The organism is Candidatus Pantoea soli (genome assembly GCF_007833795.1).
In the GTDB taxonomy this organism is placed as follows: domain Bacteria; phylum Pseudomonadota; class Gammaproteobacteria; order Enterobacterales; family Enterobacteriaceae; genus Pantoea; species Pantoea soli.
Window position 1 is genome coordinate 507,951 of sequence record NZ_CP032703.1, and the last position, 15,808, is coordinate 523,758.

At 54.6% G+C, this 15,808-nt stretch carries 17 protein-coding genes; 6 read left to right on the forward strand and 11 right to left on the reverse strand.

The features are described 5' to 3' along the window. Positions 1–442 precede the first annotated feature (442 nt). Positions 443–793, reverse strand: coding sequence for a DcrB-related protein (locus D8B20_RS21690; RefSeq protein WP_186454449.1), 351 nt, complete (start codon positions 791–793; stop codon positions 443–445). Positions 794–1,315: 522 nt separating this feature from the next. On the opposite strand from D8B20_RS21690, the gene D8B20_RS19795 reads away from it, so the two are divergent. From D8B20_RS19795 to D8B20_RS19805, 3 genes are all read left to right on the forward strand, one after another. Then, positions 1,316–2,218, forward strand: coding sequence for an alpha/beta hydrolase (locus tag D8B20_RS19795; protein WP_145891510.1), 903 nt, complete (start codon positions 1,316–1,318; stop codon positions 2,216–2,218). A gap of 240 nt (positions 2,219–2,458) precedes the next feature. Further along, on the forward strand, positions 2,459–2,929 hold the full coding sequence (locus tag D8B20_RS19800) for an OsmC family protein (RefSeq protein ID WP_145891511.1): 471 nt from the start codon (positions 2,459–2,461) through the stop codon (positions 2,927–2,929). A 242-nt stretch (positions 2,930–3,171) separates the two neighbouring features. Then, a complete protein-coding gene (locus D8B20_RS19805; RefSeq protein WP_145891513.1) occupies positions 3,172–3,675 on the forward strand; it encodes a LysR family transcriptional regulator in 504 nt (167 codons plus the stop codon). A gap of 14 nt (positions 3,676–3,689) precedes the next feature. On the opposite strand, the gene D8B20_RS19810 is transcribed toward D8B20_RS19805, so the two are convergent. The 8 genes from D8B20_RS19810 to D8B20_RS19845 all read right to left on the reverse strand — a co-directional run bounded on the left by D8B20_RS19810 (position 3,690) and on the right by D8B20_RS19845 (position 10,555). Continuing rightward, the gene (locus D8B20_RS19810; protein WP_145891515.1) at positions 3,690–4,382 is read right to left on the reverse strand and encodes an amino acid ABC transporter permease; all 693 of its coding nucleotides are present in this window, start codon (positions 4,380–4,382) and stop codon (positions 3,690–3,692) included. 16 nt (positions 4,383–4,398) lie between these two features. After that, positions 4,399–5,103, reverse strand: a complete 705-nt coding sequence (locus D8B20_RS19815; RefSeq protein WP_145891516.1) for an amino acid ABC transporter permease — start codon at positions 5,101–5,103, stop codon at positions 4,399–4,401. A 64-nt stretch (positions 5,104–5,167) separates the two neighbouring features. Continuing rightward, positions 5,168–5,983, reverse strand: a complete 816-nt coding sequence (locus tag D8B20_RS19820; protein WP_145891518.1) for a transporter substrate-binding domain-containing protein — start codon at positions 5,981–5,983, stop codon at positions 5,168–5,170. A 20-nt stretch (positions 5,984–6,003) separates the two neighbouring features. After that, a complete protein-coding gene (locus D8B20_RS19825) occupies positions 6,004–6,741 on the reverse strand; it encodes an amino acid ABC transporter ATP-binding protein (RefSeq protein WP_145891520.1) in 738 nt (245 codons plus the stop codon). 12 nt (positions 6,742–6,753) lie between these two features. After that, positions 6,754–7,320 carry a peroxidase-related enzyme gene (locus D8B20_RS19830; protein ID WP_145891522.1) on the reverse strand — a complete coding sequence of 189 codons (567 nt, stop codon included), beginning with the start codon at positions 7,318–7,320 and terminating at the stop codon, positions 6,754–6,756. Then, positions 7,317–7,799, reverse strand: a complete 483-nt coding sequence (locus D8B20_RS19835) for a CMD domain-containing protein (RefSeq protein WP_145891524.1) — start codon at positions 7,797–7,799, stop codon at positions 7,317–7,319. Before D8B20_RS19835 ends, D8B20_RS19830 begins: the two co-directional genes overlap by 4 nt. Beyond that, entirely contained in the window at positions 7,796–9,250 is a 1,455-nt protein-coding gene (locus D8B20_RS19840; RefSeq protein WP_145891526.1) for an NAD(P)-binding domain-containing protein, read from the reverse strand. The genes D8B20_RS19835 and D8B20_RS19840 overlap by 4 nt, the downstream gene beginning before the upstream one ends. Positions 9,251–9,595: 345 nt before the next feature. Continuing rightward, positions 9,596–10,555, reverse strand: coding sequence for a LysR family transcriptional regulator (locus D8B20_RS19845; RefSeq protein WP_145891528.1), 960 nt, complete (start codon positions 10,553–10,555; stop codon positions 9,596–9,598). Positions 10,556–10,993: 438 nt separating this feature from the next. On the opposite strand from D8B20_RS19845, the gene D8B20_RS19850 reads away from it, so the two are divergent. After that, positions 10,994–11,617 carry a class I SAM-dependent methyltransferase gene (locus tag D8B20_RS19850; protein WP_145891530.1) on the forward strand — a complete coding sequence of 208 codons (624 nt, stop codon included), beginning with the start codon at positions 10,994–10,996 and terminating at the stop codon, positions 11,615–11,617. A gap of 324 nt (positions 11,618–11,941) precedes the next feature. Here D8B20_RS19850 and D8B20_RS19855 read toward each other — a convergent pair whose 3' ends face one another. Continuing rightward, on the reverse strand, positions 11,942–12,874 hold the full coding sequence (locus D8B20_RS19855) for a LysR family transcriptional regulator (protein WP_145891532.1): 933 nt from the start codon (positions 12,872–12,874) through the stop codon (positions 11,942–11,944). A gap of 124 nt (positions 12,875–12,998) precedes the next feature. On the opposite strand from D8B20_RS19855, the gene D8B20_RS19860 reads away from it, so the two are divergent. Then, positions 12,999–14,378, forward strand: coding sequence for an MFS transporter (locus D8B20_RS19860; protein ID WP_145891534.1), 1,380 nt, complete (start codon positions 12,999–13,001; stop codon positions 14,376–14,378). Then, a complete protein-coding gene (locus D8B20_RS19865) occupies positions 14,375–14,770 on the forward strand; it encodes a DUF4440 domain-containing protein (protein WP_145891536.1) in 396 nt (131 codons plus the stop codon). The genes D8B20_RS19860 and D8B20_RS19865 overlap by 4 nt, the downstream gene beginning before the upstream one ends. A gap of 641 nt (positions 14,771–15,411) precedes the next feature. Here D8B20_RS19865 and D8B20_RS19870 read toward each other — a convergent pair. After that, positions 15,412–15,639: a hypothetical protein gene (locus D8B20_RS19870; protein WP_145891537.1), complete on the reverse strand. Its 228-nt coding sequence runs from the start codon at positions 15,637–15,639 to the stop codon at positions 15,412–15,414. Positions 15,640–15,808 lie beyond the last annotated feature (169 nt).

The following is a 15,808-nucleotide window of genomic DNA, read 5'->3' on the forward strand; positions in this document are numbered from 1 at the left end:
TCCGCTGACTGAGGTAATCCTCAACGGCTTCAGTAGTATCCAGACCATCAATACCCCGGACACTTCTGGTCAGAAGCAGGCTTGAGATCAGTCCCGGTACCTTGGCACCTGTCATCTTCCACAGTGCAAAGCGACCGGAATGCTCGCCGTCAGGTATTGGGGACAGCATCAGAGGTCCGCCAGCTGCGTCAAAGAACAAATAGCTGCCGTTCCTCGCCCGGCTGAGATTAATCGATGAGTAGAGGTCAGAAATTGAAGAGAATACGATCAGCTCGCGGCTGTCACGGTCAAAACTGAAGAAGATTTCCTGACTGTCGGCAGGGATCTGTTTGCCCAGTACGGGGGAATCCTTTGCATCGTCCGGAAACGTAATGCTATCCGTGATGCTGTCGTAGATTCGGCCATGGTAATCGTCAAACGCATCCGGGCAGGTGCCAATAAATCAGAGCAGCTTTTTCCCCGTACTGTTTTCAGATCTCAAAACCACCCGCTGCTTCTGAAAGATAATTCTTTCGCCGGATTTGAAACTGTAGAATAGTTCCAGTGCCTGCCTGCCATTGAGTTCAGTGAGCCGGGCATAGCTGAGTGAGAGATCCTGCAGAGTCGCCTGCAGTTCTGATGACAGCCTCTGAGATACTGACTGAAGCGTGTCTTCTGCAGCAGCCGTTGCACGTGAAATCACAAAGTTGAATTCATTGGCATTCGTATGGCTGAGTGTAAAAAGGTTCATGGTACGATCGCGAAATACGTCAGGCACCGTAATGTTGCAGTCCTGCAGGGTATATTCAGACATGTAAAACTTCTCCGGTCCGTGAGTCTGGAACAGAATATCAACGTTTATGAAAATGTTCTCTAAGTGATTCTTATTTAAATTTGACCTAATTTAAAGAGTATCTTTGCACCTTTTGATTTGCTCCCTATTAATGAATACACGACTATGCAAGCAAATTCTCTAAGTGTAAAGACAGCTACGGATGTGCATTTTTTGTTTATAACGGAACGGACACGGGTATGTTCGTAAGACCGCTTTATGCCAGAAGCGGACGTTTCCGGCATCTGTATGCACTAACCTGTGGAGAATAGCTTTCACTGCATAACCATACAGATACACAGGAATCATCAGGGGCGTTTGTCAGTGTTTCGGACAGGAAAGATGCCGGAAACAGCCCTCAGGCCGCAGAAAAGCGCTGAGGGCTTTTCAGGCGGTGCAGCAGACACTTTTATATTAAAAAACTCTCGTGCATACAGGAAATGTTGCATGCTTCATGTCACAAATTCACAGGTAGTGAATCCGATTGAATAAGGAATTCAGGACGTGATTGACTTCACCCGCTTTGTCGAACGCTATGAGCAGTTTAACGCCTCATTACTCCCTTTTAATAACATAACCGAAAGCCGGATCAATGATTTATATATCCGGGTATACAGGCCAATGGCAGCCCTTGATGAGGTTCTTATTGTCTACCATGGTGGCGGGGTCAACTCTGACGCTGGCTACGACATTCTTGCACGACAGTTGAGTTACGATCTGCCCGTGTGTGTTTGTCTCGTCGATATCCGTGGGCACGGTCGTTCGGTAGGTGTCCGGGGAGAAGCTTCCAGTCCTGTTCAAATCTGGCGTGATGTGGATGTCGTCATTGATTATGTCCGAACCTCTTTTCCTGATGCCAGAATTCACTTGCTTGGGCACTCAAGTGGAGGCGGTATGCTGATAAATTACTTTACCCGATACTCTCTATCGAGGGTTGTTGAAAGCCTGATCTTGCTAGCCCCAGCATTAGGTCCTTTTTCACCTCCTGCTCTGAACCGCGATTTTTCCTCTCCCTTTGCATCGATAAACCGTTTGAGCTTCATGATCAATGCAATGAGTGCAGGTTTTCTGTTTGGACGTCGTGCAGGAGTAAGGCTTAATTTCCCCTGTGAGGTTATCAATGCAAGGCCTGACTTTGTTCAGACATACAGCGTTAATATGGCTAACGCCCTCACCCCTCGTAATCCCGAAAGGCAACTTAAAGAAATCTCTATTCCAGTAACAATCATGCTTGCTGAGCATGATGAACTGTTTGATGTAAGCCGTATGGAAGAGTTTTTCAGGAACTGCGGCAATCCGAATGTAAGCAGTCGAGTTGTGGCAGATAGTACACATCTCGATTGTATTTTCGAGTTAACGGATATGGTGAGGGAACACTTCACTGGCCTGACTTCAAGAGCGCAATAAGAAAGTTATGTTCAACGTATTAGAACCACTCAGCTGTCATAAGTGAAACGTGCGCTGCTCGCTCATAACAGACCTTGCGTATTATCGATGCCCGCTTTGTGTCAGAAGCGGACATTATTGCGATTTCGATTATGATGATTTTATGAGCCAAAGTATGGTGGTTTAGTAACAGCAGAAGTGGCTCATATCTGTGATTTTGGCGGGAGCCCATTTTTTATCATTATTAAGAGAGTCGTGAACATGGAGCACCAATACACATCGCGCATATTATGGACAGGGAATCTGGGCACGGGCACATCGGGCTATAAAACCTATGCGCGGACATGGGACATCGCTGTAGCCGGCAAAGAAATCATCCATTGCTCCAACGATCCGTTACTGGGAGGTGATGCCAGTAAAATGAATCCTGAAGACCTTCTGATATCATCGCTTTCTGCCTGCCACATGCTCTGGTATCTGCACCTTGCCTCAGATGCCGGGATCACTGTTCTGGAGTATGAAGATTCCCCCATAGCTACTGGTGAAGTTCTAAAGAGCGGTGCCGGTCGCTTTGTTTCGGCGGTATTGAGACCTAAAATTACTGTCGCGGAGGGTACTGATCTTGACTTAGCACTAGCTATTCATCATGAAATTCATAAAGTCTGTTTTATTGCAAGATCGGTAAATTTCCCTGTCTTGTATGAGCCTGAATTTGTAATCAGTCATCTGTAAAACCAATTTTCCTCCTACAGAATTAAGAGGAGTTATTTGCGGCACTTCTGTTTTGCTCATAGCGGACATTAGCCTGACGTCCGCCTGCTTTCTGCCAGAAGCGGACATTCTTCAAATCTTACCGGGTCGATAGCAGGCACTCTCTGGCGCACCGTCACGGCGTCTTGCATTGCAACGCAGGCATGTCCGGGTTATTTCTTATTGAGTCCTGTTTGGTTTAACGGTTCCGGGAATCCGTATGTTTGACTGGGGAAGATCTGCGCTATTTTTCGACCTTTGCCCAGACTGGTTCGCTTGCCTCTGCGGCAAAAAAGCTGGGCGTTGATCATGCAACCGTTGCAAGGCGGATTGCATCACTTGAAGCGTCAGTCAATCTCAGGCTGATGGACTGCAGGCCACGATCCTGTGTTCTGACGGAAGACGGGCACCAGATAGCGCTCGTCGGGGAACGGGTGAATGCGGCAGCCTGTTCACTGCAGCGATACTCCAGTGCTGGACAGGATGCCGCAGAAGGTGACCTAGCGGTCGCGGCGCCCCCGGCTTTCACAGGTGCTTTTATCGCGCCTCATGTTAGAAGCCTTCGTAAAACTCATCCGCTTCTTCGCCTGAGCCTCCTGGAAACAAAGAGCGTCTTTCGCTTAACCGGCATGAAGCAGACGTTACCATCCGCGTTTCCGGAGGATGACTCAGCCAGTAAATCGTTTAACGGCGCCTGGTTTTCTCGACATCAGGCCGCCGTTGCATGACAACGCGCTAAACCTCAGGCGCGCACGCGCAGAGCTGCCTCGATCCTGTCGGCAATTTTCGTCACCGCGTAGGCAATCACCATGTAGAACACCACCGCAATCAGGAAGGCTTCGAGGTAGTAGAAGTTCAGTGCTGCGGTAAGTTGTGCCTGGGCAAAGATATCCACCACTTCGATGGCAAACGCCAGCGACAGGGCTTTCATGATCACCATAAACGCATTCGCCAGATCGGGAATCGCCGCCACGATAATCTGCGGGAACATCACCCGCCGGAATAGCTGTCCACCGCTGTAGCCGAGCGACAAGGCAGCATCAGATTGTCCGCTGTCGAACGAGTTCAGCGCTCCTTTCCAGACTTCAGCCTGGAACGCCGCGACACAGGCACTCAGCGCCACAATGATGATCGCCCAGTTCGGCAGTGAGTGAGCATTGACCTCCACGCCAAACAGCGTGGCAACAAAGTGCAGCGCCGGTGGCAGGCCGTAGTAGGCGAGGAAAATCACCACCACCATCGGCACGCCTTTGAAGGTAAGTTTGTAGATCATCACCAGCTGGCGCAGCACCGGAATGCGGCGATGCTCAATGAATGCCAGCAGCCCGCCCAGCAGCGCTGAACAGATAAATACCGTCACCGCCATCAGCAGCGTCACCGGCACGGCATCAAGAATGCTCCAGAAATCCGGCAGCAAAACCTCCGTATCAAACATGGTTTTTCTCCCTTTCTCAGACGCTGGTGGTGAACTTCACGCGCGGCGCAGACTGCGCGCTGTACTTCGCATGACGTTGTTCAAAGAAGCGGATAACCAGCCACGCCACACCGCACAGCAGTGAATAGAGCACAGCCAGCACCAGATAAGTGCCGAACTGATACTGGTTGTAATCGCGCTCCATAATCAGGTGCGCGGTCGCCATCACATCTGCCGCCCCGATATACATCACCAGCGCCACGTTATGAATCAGATAGATAATGGCATTGCCGTACCCCGGCAGCGCAAAGTGCACCGCCTGTGGACCGATGACACGCAACATTTTCTGGCGGAAGCTGTAGCCCAGGCTGTCGAGCGCATCATGCTGCCCCCGCTCCACTGCCAGGTACGCCGGACGCATCACCTCGGACAGATAACCGCCGTGATACAGACTCAGACCGATCATCGCCGCCACGTTGGCCGAGAAAATGTCGCCTAAGCCAATGTTATCGGTAATTAGTGGCATGCCGTAGAAGGCGACAAACAGCTGCAACACCACCGGCACGCTGCGCGCATAGGAGACATAGAGATCGGCCAGCTGGCTGATGACGGGAATACGGCGCACGCGGAAAAACGTGGCGAGCAGCGCCAGAAAGAAGCCAATAATCATTGCCACAAACATGATGCCGAGCGTCAAAGGCAGCGCCGACAGCAGTTCTGGAATCATGGAGGATAGATTCACGGTGAAACACTCCTGCTAAAAAGGACAGCATGCGCCCGGCGTCATACCGGGCGCAGTGAATCTGTTACTTCATGTACTTCGTAACGTCTTCGCCAAACCACTTCTGCGCCAGCTTATCCAGCGTGCCGTCCGCTTTCAGTTCCCGCAGGGTTTTGGTGATATCATCATTCAGCGCCTGATTTTCCGCCGAACGGTGGATCAGCACATAGGTGTTGTTGATCGCCACCGGCTCACTGGCTTTGATCGCCAGCTTCTGGTTATCAATCACCGTCTGCTCACCGAGGTTTGAAGGCAGGATCAGCGCGTCATATTTACCGTTCTGCACTTCCTTCAGGCGATCCGGGTAAGGCACGCCGGCGCTGGATGCTTTGATGGTGATTTTGTCGTTCGGGTTATCCTGTTGCCATTGGGTGACGAACTTATACACGCCACCGCCGGCGGTCACCGGCACGATATTCTTACCGACCAGATCTTTCATACCGTTGATAGTGCTATCGCTGCGGCTGTAGATCTTCATCAGGCTGGCCCCGATCGGCGCATCCGGAATCAGGAACTGTTTGCTGCGCGCAGGCGCTTTGTAGTATCCGCCGGTCGCCATGTCGTATTTGCCGGTCACCAGACCGGTTTCCTGGGCGATATCCGCCGCACCTTCCATCACAAATTTGTACTGAGGCAGTTTCGCGTTGATGGCTTTCAGCACGTCCGGCTCGTAGCCTTGTGGCTCATGGCCGATCGCGCCCCATGACAGCGGTTTGGATTCGGCTGCGGTAGCAATTTTGATGGTGCGCACGGCGTCAGCAAAGCTATTACCGCTGATCAGGGCCAGTGCGATGATGCCAGGGGCGGCCAGGCGACGTAAGGTGGTTTTGATTGCAGGCATGTTTTTGATTCCTTTAATTATTAGAATACTTTTTCTGAGTTAAGAAACTGGGCCAGGCGCGGCAGCGTCGGGTTATCAAATATCTCTGCTGGCGTTCCCTGCGCAGCGACCACACCCTGATCCATAAAGACGATGCGATTCGAAATGCTTTTTGCGAACTGCATTTCGTGCGTCACCAGCAGCGAGGTAATGCCGGATGACGCGACATCTTTAATCACTTTAAGCACTTCTCCCACCAGCTCGGGATCGAGCGATGAGGTCGGTTCATCAAACAGCATCACTTCCGGACGCACCGCCAGAGCCCGGGCGATACCGGTACGCTGTAACTGGCCGCCAGACAGCTGCGACGGATAGTGGTCCAGCCTGCCGCCAAGGCCGACGCGCTCCAGCTCCTGCACGGCGATGTCGCGCGCCTGCTGCCGGGTTTTACGCTGGATGACAATCAGCGGGTCCATCACATTCTCCAGCACCGTCATGTTTTTAAACACGTTAAACTGCTGAAACACCATGGCGGTGCGCAGACGGATCGCCTGAATCGCCGCTTTGTCGGGTGACTGATAATCCATGCGGATCTGATCAAGTTGAATCGTTCCCGCTGACGGCTTCGCCAGATAGTTAATACAGCGCAGTAAGGTGGTTTTACCGGTGCCGCTTGGCCCGATGATCGACACCACATCGCCGCGTTTCACCGACAAATTGACGCCTTTCAGAATCGGGTTGCTGCCGTAAGCGAGCGAAATATTGTTGAGTTCTAACATCCGAAGCAGCCCTTATTTGTTCAGGTCAGCATGGCCAAGCACATGCATCAGACGGTTGGCCCAGCCAAAGATGGCGATAGCGTGGATCAGATCGATAATCTCCTGATCGTTCATGCCGACGGCGCGCAGCGCAGCGACATCCTCTGGCGTCGCTTCAGACGGCGTGACCGATAAACGACGCGCAAAGTGATAGATCGCCGCGTCACGCTCACCTAAGACATCTGCCCGGTCAAAATAGATGGCGCTGACCACCGCCTCACTGCCGGCCAGCTGTGCATGACGGCGCGCATGCACCACCGCACAGTAGCGACACCCGTTAACGATTGAAGCCCCTAGCGCGCCCAGCTCACGATCCGCGCGGTCCAGGCCGCCTTCAACATACATGATGGCGTTGAACAAGCCGGTGCGTGCGGTATAGCTCTCGGGATCGTGGACCAGCGTGCGCACGTACTCGGAGATTTTCTTGTTGGACGGCGTCACTTTCATGGCATCAAGCTGCGCCGGTGTCGCCTGGTCAACATCCACTGGCGTGATATAGGGATGCCAGTGCAGCGGCTTGAGATTAACGGCCGGAATCATGCGGACCTCATCAAACGTAAGCCAGCCGCGACGCGCGTCTGAAAGTTAACAAAGGCGATCAGTTCCGAGAGCGCGACGATTTGCGGGTTGCTTAATCCGGCCTGCTCCAGCAAGCGAATATGCTGTTCGGTAGCCTGAATCGGTTGCTGTGTCACCATATCGGCATGGCGTGCAATGGTTGCCAGCGGCTCTTCCTGCACAAGGCCGCCGGCCGCCAGTGCCAGCAGTGCTTCAGACGGGTTTAACGCCACCAGCTGAGCCTGATAATCCCGTTGCAGCGGTGCATCGCCGTTCAATACCGCCATCCGCCGGGCCAGTGCCAGACGCAGATCTGCCGGTAAACCCTGTTCGTCTGCCGGCGTTAGCACTGACAAACGGCACGCTTCTGCGCCCTCAACAAATTCGGGACGCAGGCGGCGCGTCTGATATAACGCCTCTTCGGGGGTTAACCCGGCGGCTTGATCAATAGCGTCGCTCACAACGCGTTCTCCTGTTTTAGTTGCGGGGTTGAATCCACCCATTCATCGCCCTGCAATTCAGGGGTGTCAAAAGCTTGTAAGCTGGCGAAATGCTGGCTGACGTCTTCGGCAAACAGTGAAGCAGCAATGCCGCGTACCAGACGATCGGCCCCCGCGCTCACTGCCGGAATATCCCCGGAGACTTTGCCATGCGTCAGCATCGCCGCATCGTTAAAGCAGTGGATGTGTGCCAGCATCGGGCAGGCACCCGGCGTTAATTCGCGGAACTCAAAGGCAGGGCCAAGATCCGGCGCTTCCAGCAGGTTGCTACGTGCATTACCCATTTCGGGCTGATAGCGACCGTCGGACCAGCTACGGATATGCGGCGCGATGGCGGCAAATTCCGGGCGGCCGCGAAAATCATTGGTAAAGCCGGTGGCGGCGATCAGGAAATCGTAGCGCAGTGCGCCCTGGGTGGTTTCAATCAGCAGGCCATCTGCTTCCTGTCTGACGGCGTTGATGCCGCAGTCGAGGAAGAAGCGCGCATTGTCATGACGGGATACACGCAGGGTGGAAGAACGCGGCGGCGGCGTTTGTGTCGCGGCAGTGTATTCAACAAACCTCCACTTCCATGCGTCCGGCAACTGGTGCATGCCGTGCACCACACCCTGGCTGCCAATGCCGGTCATCTTGTTAATGCGCGGCATCTCTTTACGACGAATCAGCAGATCGACTGCCGCAGCGCCCTGCTCCAGTGCGGTGGCCGCGTTATCCATCGACGACGCACCTGCGCCAATCACCGCCACACGTTTACCCTGTAACGCCGAAAAATCAATATCATCAGCGGAGTGCGCCCAGAACCGGCGGTCAACGCCTTGCAGAAAATCCGGTACGGCAAAACCGCCGAGTCCGGAACGCCCGGTGGCCAGCACCAGACGCCGGGTGTAGACACGGCCGGTTTCAGCACCTTCCAGATCCACCGCAATGTAATCCCCGGCCTGCGCGATATTTTTAAGGCGTACACTGTTCTGCACCGGCAGATTCAGCACCCGGCGATACCAAATCAGGTAATCCATCCACTGCGCTTTAGGGATTTTGTCCAGTTCCTGCCACGCGTCTTTGCCCCACTGCGCCGTAAACCACGCGCGGAAGGTCAGCTGCGCCAGACCCAGCGCCGGGCCCTGTAGCGTTTTGGGTGATCGCAGGGTTTCCATGCGTGCAAAGGTGATCCACGGCCCTTCCCGTCCTGCAGGTGCGGCGTCATAGGCCACCACATTGCTGATACCGGTGAGCTGTAATTTGGCGAGCGCAGCCAGACCACACATACCTGCACCAATCACCACCACATCGCGTACTGGTGCATTCTGCCAGGCGCGTTCCGGTACCCAGGATTTGGCAGGCAGTTCCAGAAATTCCAGATCCTGCTGAAGCTGAGCTTCCAGCGCGGCAAGACCTTTGGCGGCATACGTCATAGAGAGTTCCCTGGTGTCAGCGATCGCTTAGAGCGAGCGAAAACGGTTAAAACGCGCCGATGACCCTGCCTTTCTTATTATCTATAAAATGCATAATAGGCGATTAACAATCATCAAAGCGCATAGTAACAACGAAGTTTTCGCATAATCCTCTTGCCCAAAATCGGAGTCAAGAACTGTGCTCAGCAAGTGACCTATGGATTTCTTATAAGTTATGCCGCAAAGGTTATAAGCATTGAAAATAAAGACTTTATTTTCGAACGTTATGCACCGTTATCCCTGAACGGGTCTGGGAATACAGGCTGACGGCCACCCGCAAGGATGACCGTGACAGGCGAGCGGATATCATTCCTGGTTGATGATGCGCATAATGCGCGGATGTTCGCTGGCTGTCAGGCGTTCAAACCCCGGCAACAGCTGCGCGGCGGCCTCTGCCAGGGCTTCCACCAGCGCCAGCACTGCGCTGGTAATCTGACGGCCCTGCGGGGTGATCACGCCAAAGAAGTAAGGAATATCTTCCTGAATCGGACGAATGGCCACGCCGGCCAGCGGCATGCCCCAGCCGGTTACCGGTTCGAGGATCGCCACGCCCAGTCCCGCCCGCACGCAGCCCAGAATATTCGCCGACGAGTTGGTCTCAATGATTTCCGGCAGCGGCGCTTTAACCTTCTTCAGCGCTTTTTCATAGCGCCCCCGTAAGCGCTGCGGGCTCCAGGGCGCAATGAAACGGCGGCCTGCCAGCTGGCTTAGCGATAACGTGCTGTGCGCTGCGAGCGCATCCTCTTCCGGCAGCGCAACCACGCACTGCGACTGCCCAATCCAGTGCAGCTCAACTGCGTGATGCTCAAGAGGCAGACTGCATAAACCGATGTCAGCCTCTGCGGTGATCACCGCATGCGCCGTCTGCTCCGCGGATTCACTGATGATTTGCACTTTATTTTGCAGATTAAGCGCGGCCAGTGCCGGAGGCAGCAACCCGGCAGCCAGCGCCGGCGTCGCAGCAATACTGAGCGGGCGATGCTGCTGATGCGCGATCTCCTGTGCGCGTAAGCGGATCTGCTGCAGTGACAGCAGCGCTTTTTGCACATACTGATGCAGCTGTAACGCCTCTTCAGACGGATGAATGCGCGGGCCATTGCGAATAAACAGAGGGTAACCCAGCGACTGCTCCAGCTCCTGAATCAGGCGGGAAACAGCAGGCTGTGAGCGGTTCAGCGCTTTGGCTGCCGCAGTGACGCTGCCTGCCGAAATTACCGCTGAGAAGGCTTCCAGCTGACGCAGGTCGAGGTCATTTAACAAGGTCATCGCGCGGGTACGTTCCTAAGTGATTGATCGTTCCCGATAAACATCCGGGAAAAAATCCATCATAGAGAGAGTCTGGCGAATTAGCCACAACGAGAAAAGCCGTGTGGCTTCAGGAAAGCCCGCGCTGAGAGGCGCCGCCTTGATCGCGACGCCCCGACACATGTCCCCCATTACGGCCACAGGCACGGCGCGGACAGTTGAATGAAGTGAACGGCGGTAAATTGTCTGACCTGCGCGTACTATTTCGTTTTCGCTGACAGCGGACGCTGCCTGAACCCGCGGGCGGGTGCTAAAACGCAGCCCGATCCTTACCCCTTGATGCCGGCGCAGAATTTGGGTTCAATGATTTTTCAACCGACACACCTGCCGTAAAAGTCTTTGTGCAAACGAAGAAAAAGAGGCGGGCACCCGGTTCGTCACCGACGATAAAGGAAAAAGATGGACAACGCAGCCTTCAAAGCAGTGATAAACCTGTATGAAAGACATGCTCAGGCCTTTGCGGCTCTGCGCCCGGTCAGTTTGACAGAACGGCCGTGGCTTGACAGGTTTATCCGCTATCTTCCTGCCGGCGGGCATGTGCTTGATATCGGCTGCGGCACGGGTTCGCCCGTGGCGGAATATTTACTGGGTCAGGGTTTCAGGGTCACAGGCATTGACTCCTCTCCTTCCATGATTGCCTTGTGCAGAGATAAATTTCCGCAAGCCAGCTGGAAAGTGGCTGACATGCGCCAGCTGGACCTGGGAAAAACCTTCGACGGTATTCTGGCGTGGGACAGCTTCTTTCATCTGTGCCAGAGTGATCAGCGTGACATGTTCGCGCTTTTCTCAGCCCACGCCCGCCCCGGTACAGTGTTAATGTTCAATACCGGCCCGGAAGCAGGCGAAGCCTTTGGTCAGTTTCAGGGAGAAACCCTGGCGCACGCCAGCCTGTCGCCTGAGGAGTATGCCTCACTGATGCAGGATTATGATTTTCAGATAGTCCGGCATAGTGCAGAAGATAAAGCGTGTAACGGCCGCACGCTGTGGCTTGCGGTCAAATCGGTGCCCGGCCAGCCGGACTGAGGAGCGGCGAAAAACCGTTGCTACGGACTGCCGTACCGGTTTCCGCGCATGGCGCCCCTGCCCCGGAAGCAAGCCTGCCCGCCAGTGAGATACGTCAGGGACAAACAACGGGATTGCGGTAAAACGCCAGTTGACTGCCTGTTCGGGGGCAGACGCAATGATCAACGCTCGTTAGAGCGACTCAGTTATCTTCACTTGCGCGGAATTACCCGGTCGCGTATGAGGGCTGATCGTTCAGAAACAATCCCGTCGCGGTTAAGCGAGCAACAGCAGCGCCTTTTAACCGGGGATATCAGGGAATCACTCCCCGGAAACAGCCAGTGATCAGCGCGCAGCGTCAGAAAGCGGTGTGCTGTGTGCAGCAGCCACACGAGCATGCAGGAAATCGATAAACGCCCGCACTTTTTCCGGCACGTGGCGCGTATTTGGGTAAAGCGCGTAGATGCCCTGCCGCGGAAAATGATGATCGGGCAGTACCTGAACCAACCTACCCTTCGCGATTTCATCCTGTACCAGCCAGGCGGGCAGGATCGCCACGCCCGCTCCGGCTAAAGCAAAAGCCAGCAAAGATGCCGCGCTGTCAGCCATGACCCTGGCGGAATGACTGGCGTTTAACAGCACATTTTCCCCGTCCGGTGCGGTCACCTGCCAGCTGAGTGGCGTTGATAAGCGGCTGTGCGCAATCCATTTTGCTGCCGCAAGTTGCGCAAGATTGCGGATTGACGGTACAGCAAGGGTGTTGAGATAACGCGGCGCGGCGACTGCCAGAATGTCAAACTGATCGATGAGACGGGCGTGGTGGCTGGAATCAGCCAGATGACCCAGTCGGATAGCCACATCAAAGCGGCCGGTTATAAGATCGTCGTTTTTCGATGAGGAAACGTGCTGGATACGTAACTGTGGATGTTTTGCCGCAAAGTCAGCGAGTGCCGGGACAATGACGCGAACGCCATACTCGGCGGTCGTGGTAATTCTGAGTAGGCCGCTTAATCCGGCGTGATCGCTACGCACCTCCTCCAGCGCGCTTTCGGCATCCTGCAGCAGCTGAAGGCAGCGATGGTAGAACCGTTCGCCGCTATCGGTAGGGGAAACCCGCCGGGTGCTTCTGGTGAGCAGTGAAACGCTCAGCGCTTCCTCAAGCTGTTTGATATTAAAACTGACCACGGCTTTGGTCAGTCCCAGCGTCTGCGCTGCGCCGGTAAAACTGCCCGCCTCCACTACCGCGACAAACATGCCCAGTCGTTGCAGATTGATCATCCCGTCCTCTTTTCACAGGGTTATTGTCAAACCAGATTTGACAGTGTAACAACCGGCAGTGAATTTATCCCGGTTATCGTTGACCCTATACTGCGCACATCATGCTGACCTGTCTGAGAAAAAAATGTCTTATCGTGTGCGCGTAGCCAGTGTGTATCTGCTGGGGTTTTTTATCGATCTTGTGAACATGTTTATCGCCAGTGTGGCTTATCCGGATATCGGCCGACGTTTTGCTGCCTCTGTCAGCCAGCTGGCGTGGATAAGTAATGGCTATATTCTGGGCCTGACACTGGTCATTCCTATGAGCAGCTGGCTGGCAAGGCGGATGGGGGCGAAACGCCTGTTTATGCTGTCACTGGCGATGTTTATTGTGAGTACCTGCGGCGTGGGTGCGTCAGCGTCTGTTGCACAACTCATCACGTGGCGCTGGTTGCAGGGTATCGGTGGCGGGCTGCTGATCCCTGTCGGCCAGACAATGACCTGGGCCTTGTATCAGAGCCATGAGCGCGCCAGATTATCTTCAGTGGTGATGCTGGTTGCCCTGCTCGCCCCCGCCCTCTCACCCGCTATCGGCGGAATGCTGGTGGAGAGCCTGAGCTGGCGCTGGGTGTTTCTGCTCAGCCTTCCCCTCGCCATCGTGACGCTGGTGCTGGCAGGTTTGTGGCTTAAGCCGGTTCGCCCGCAGACATCATCCGAACCGTTGGATCTGGTGGGATTAGTCAGCGGCTGTGCTGCGCTCACGCTGATCCTGCTGGGACTGACCTGCGTGGGTGAAGCAGGCCAGCCCGGTCAGGGCTCGCTGATGCTGCTGGCCGGGCTTATCACGCTGGCTGGCTATATCAGAAACGCGCTTAAAAAGCGTCATCCACTGATTAACCTGCATCTGGCGAAGGAGCCGCTGTTACATACTGCGATGCTGATTTATCTGTTCATCCCCGGTGTGTTTACCGGCGTCAGTATGCTTACCATGCTCTATCTGCAAAACCAGCTGGGCCTGCACGCCAGCTTTGCCGGCGCCCTTATGCTGCCCTGGTCACTGGCCTCGTTTGCCGCCATCAGCCTGACGGGTAAAAGGTTCAACCGCTGGGGGCCGCGTCCACTTTTTATCGCCGGCAGCCTGATACAGGCTTCCGGTATTGGGATGCTGGCGCTGACAGGCCAGACAGCAGACGCCATGCTGTGCGTGCTGGCTTTCGCCGTGATGGGTTTTGGTGGCAGCTTGTGTAGCAGCACGGCGCAAAGTTCTGCTTTTCTCCACATTGCCGATCGCGAACTTGCCGATGCCAGCGCGCTGTGGAATATCAATCGGCAGCTCAGCTTTTGTCTCGGCGTGACGCTGGTCAGTCTGCTGTTCAGTCTGATGGCGAAGACGGGTATGCCTGCTGAACACGCCTTTCATCTTTGCTTTGTCATAGCGGCCTGCAGTGCTGTCATTCCGGTCCTGTGCGCGCTCCGCATCGCCAATCACAACGTCGTACTTATGCTTAATAAGGAGCCGAAATGAATCCGTATTTTCAGGAAGTGCTGGATGCCCATCAGTTAATTCAGGAATGGCTGGGCAATAAAGAGGCAAAAGAGGAAGTGTGTGAAACTCTTTTAGCGCGTTTTAGCCCGGCATACTCCATGGTGACAATGGGCGGCGGGCTGCTGGATTACCCGAAGGTTAACGCCTTTTTTCGCACTCAGCGCGGTGCCCGTCCTGGCCTGAAGATCGGGATCAGTGACATGCGGATTATGGCTGCCAGCGACCATGGCGCAACGGTTGTCTATAGAGAGACGCAGCAACTTCCCGGTGAGAGTCCGACGCTGCGTTTTTCAACGGTGGTGTTTGAAGCAAAGCAGAACGGCCGCGTTATCTGGCGCCACCTGCAGGAGACAGCCATACCGCAATCATAAAATGCCTTGTTTATGATGAGCGAAGGGCCCTCTGCGCATGCCAGTCGATAAAGTATGCCGGTGCCTGATGCGTCATAACACACTCAGATAAACAGGGGTACCAGCGCCTATACGGCTGGCTGTCGAAGCGGATGGTCAGTCAGGCGGGCCGAAAAAACCGTTCTTTCGGCCCGTACGGGGCTGCCCCGCGTGGCGCCCCCTGCGTCCGGAAGTAACCCTGCCTGCCAGTGGGATGTGTCAGGGATAAGCAGCAGAATCGTGGTAAAAAGCAGAGTGACTGCGTGCCGCCTGCTCAGCGGCAGACGCAACCATCGACAGTGGTCTGTGAGCGGTTACTCCGCCTTCACTTGCGTGAAATTATCCGGTCGGGTGTGAGGATTAAGCGTGCAAAAACGATCTCATCGCTGTTAAGCGAGAAAACAGCATCGCCTTTTTACGCTGCGATTTCCGGTTCACCGAAATGGGGAGAGGCTACGTCATGCCTGATTACCGAACAATTTTCGCTGACGGCAGTTGTTCGGCATTGCGCTCATCGTACTGGCTGTGTCCGAAACAAGGCCGGTGAACGCTTTTTATCCGGGTACGTCAGCCGCATGTGGTGTCAAGGTGCATGACCATGGCCTTGTGTTAACTTGCTCAGGCTATGTCAGTATGAATCTGATTAGCTGCCACAGTAGCCAGACGCCCAGCGTAAACTGTATCGTCCGGACAGCCCATGCGGTATAGCGCCAGGAATGACGTTCGCGCTCATCGGCCCCGGCGATAACCGGATCGGCATTCTGTTTTCTTTTTTTCGGCCTGAAATCCAGCCAGATGGACGCTATCGCCGCTAATCCCGCGAAAATTTTCAGCGCCAGGTGTCCGTCCATTTCTGCTCTCCTTTCTGTGCTTTTTTTCTCAGATAAGAACGACGTAAAAACCCGCAACGGCTACCAGCACAATGAAATAACGACAGTGCTGTCCGTATTGAAGCGGACTTCCCGACTCCGGTTGATAACCTGCAAAACCTGTCGTCTTTTTGTTCCGGCGCGGGTAAAT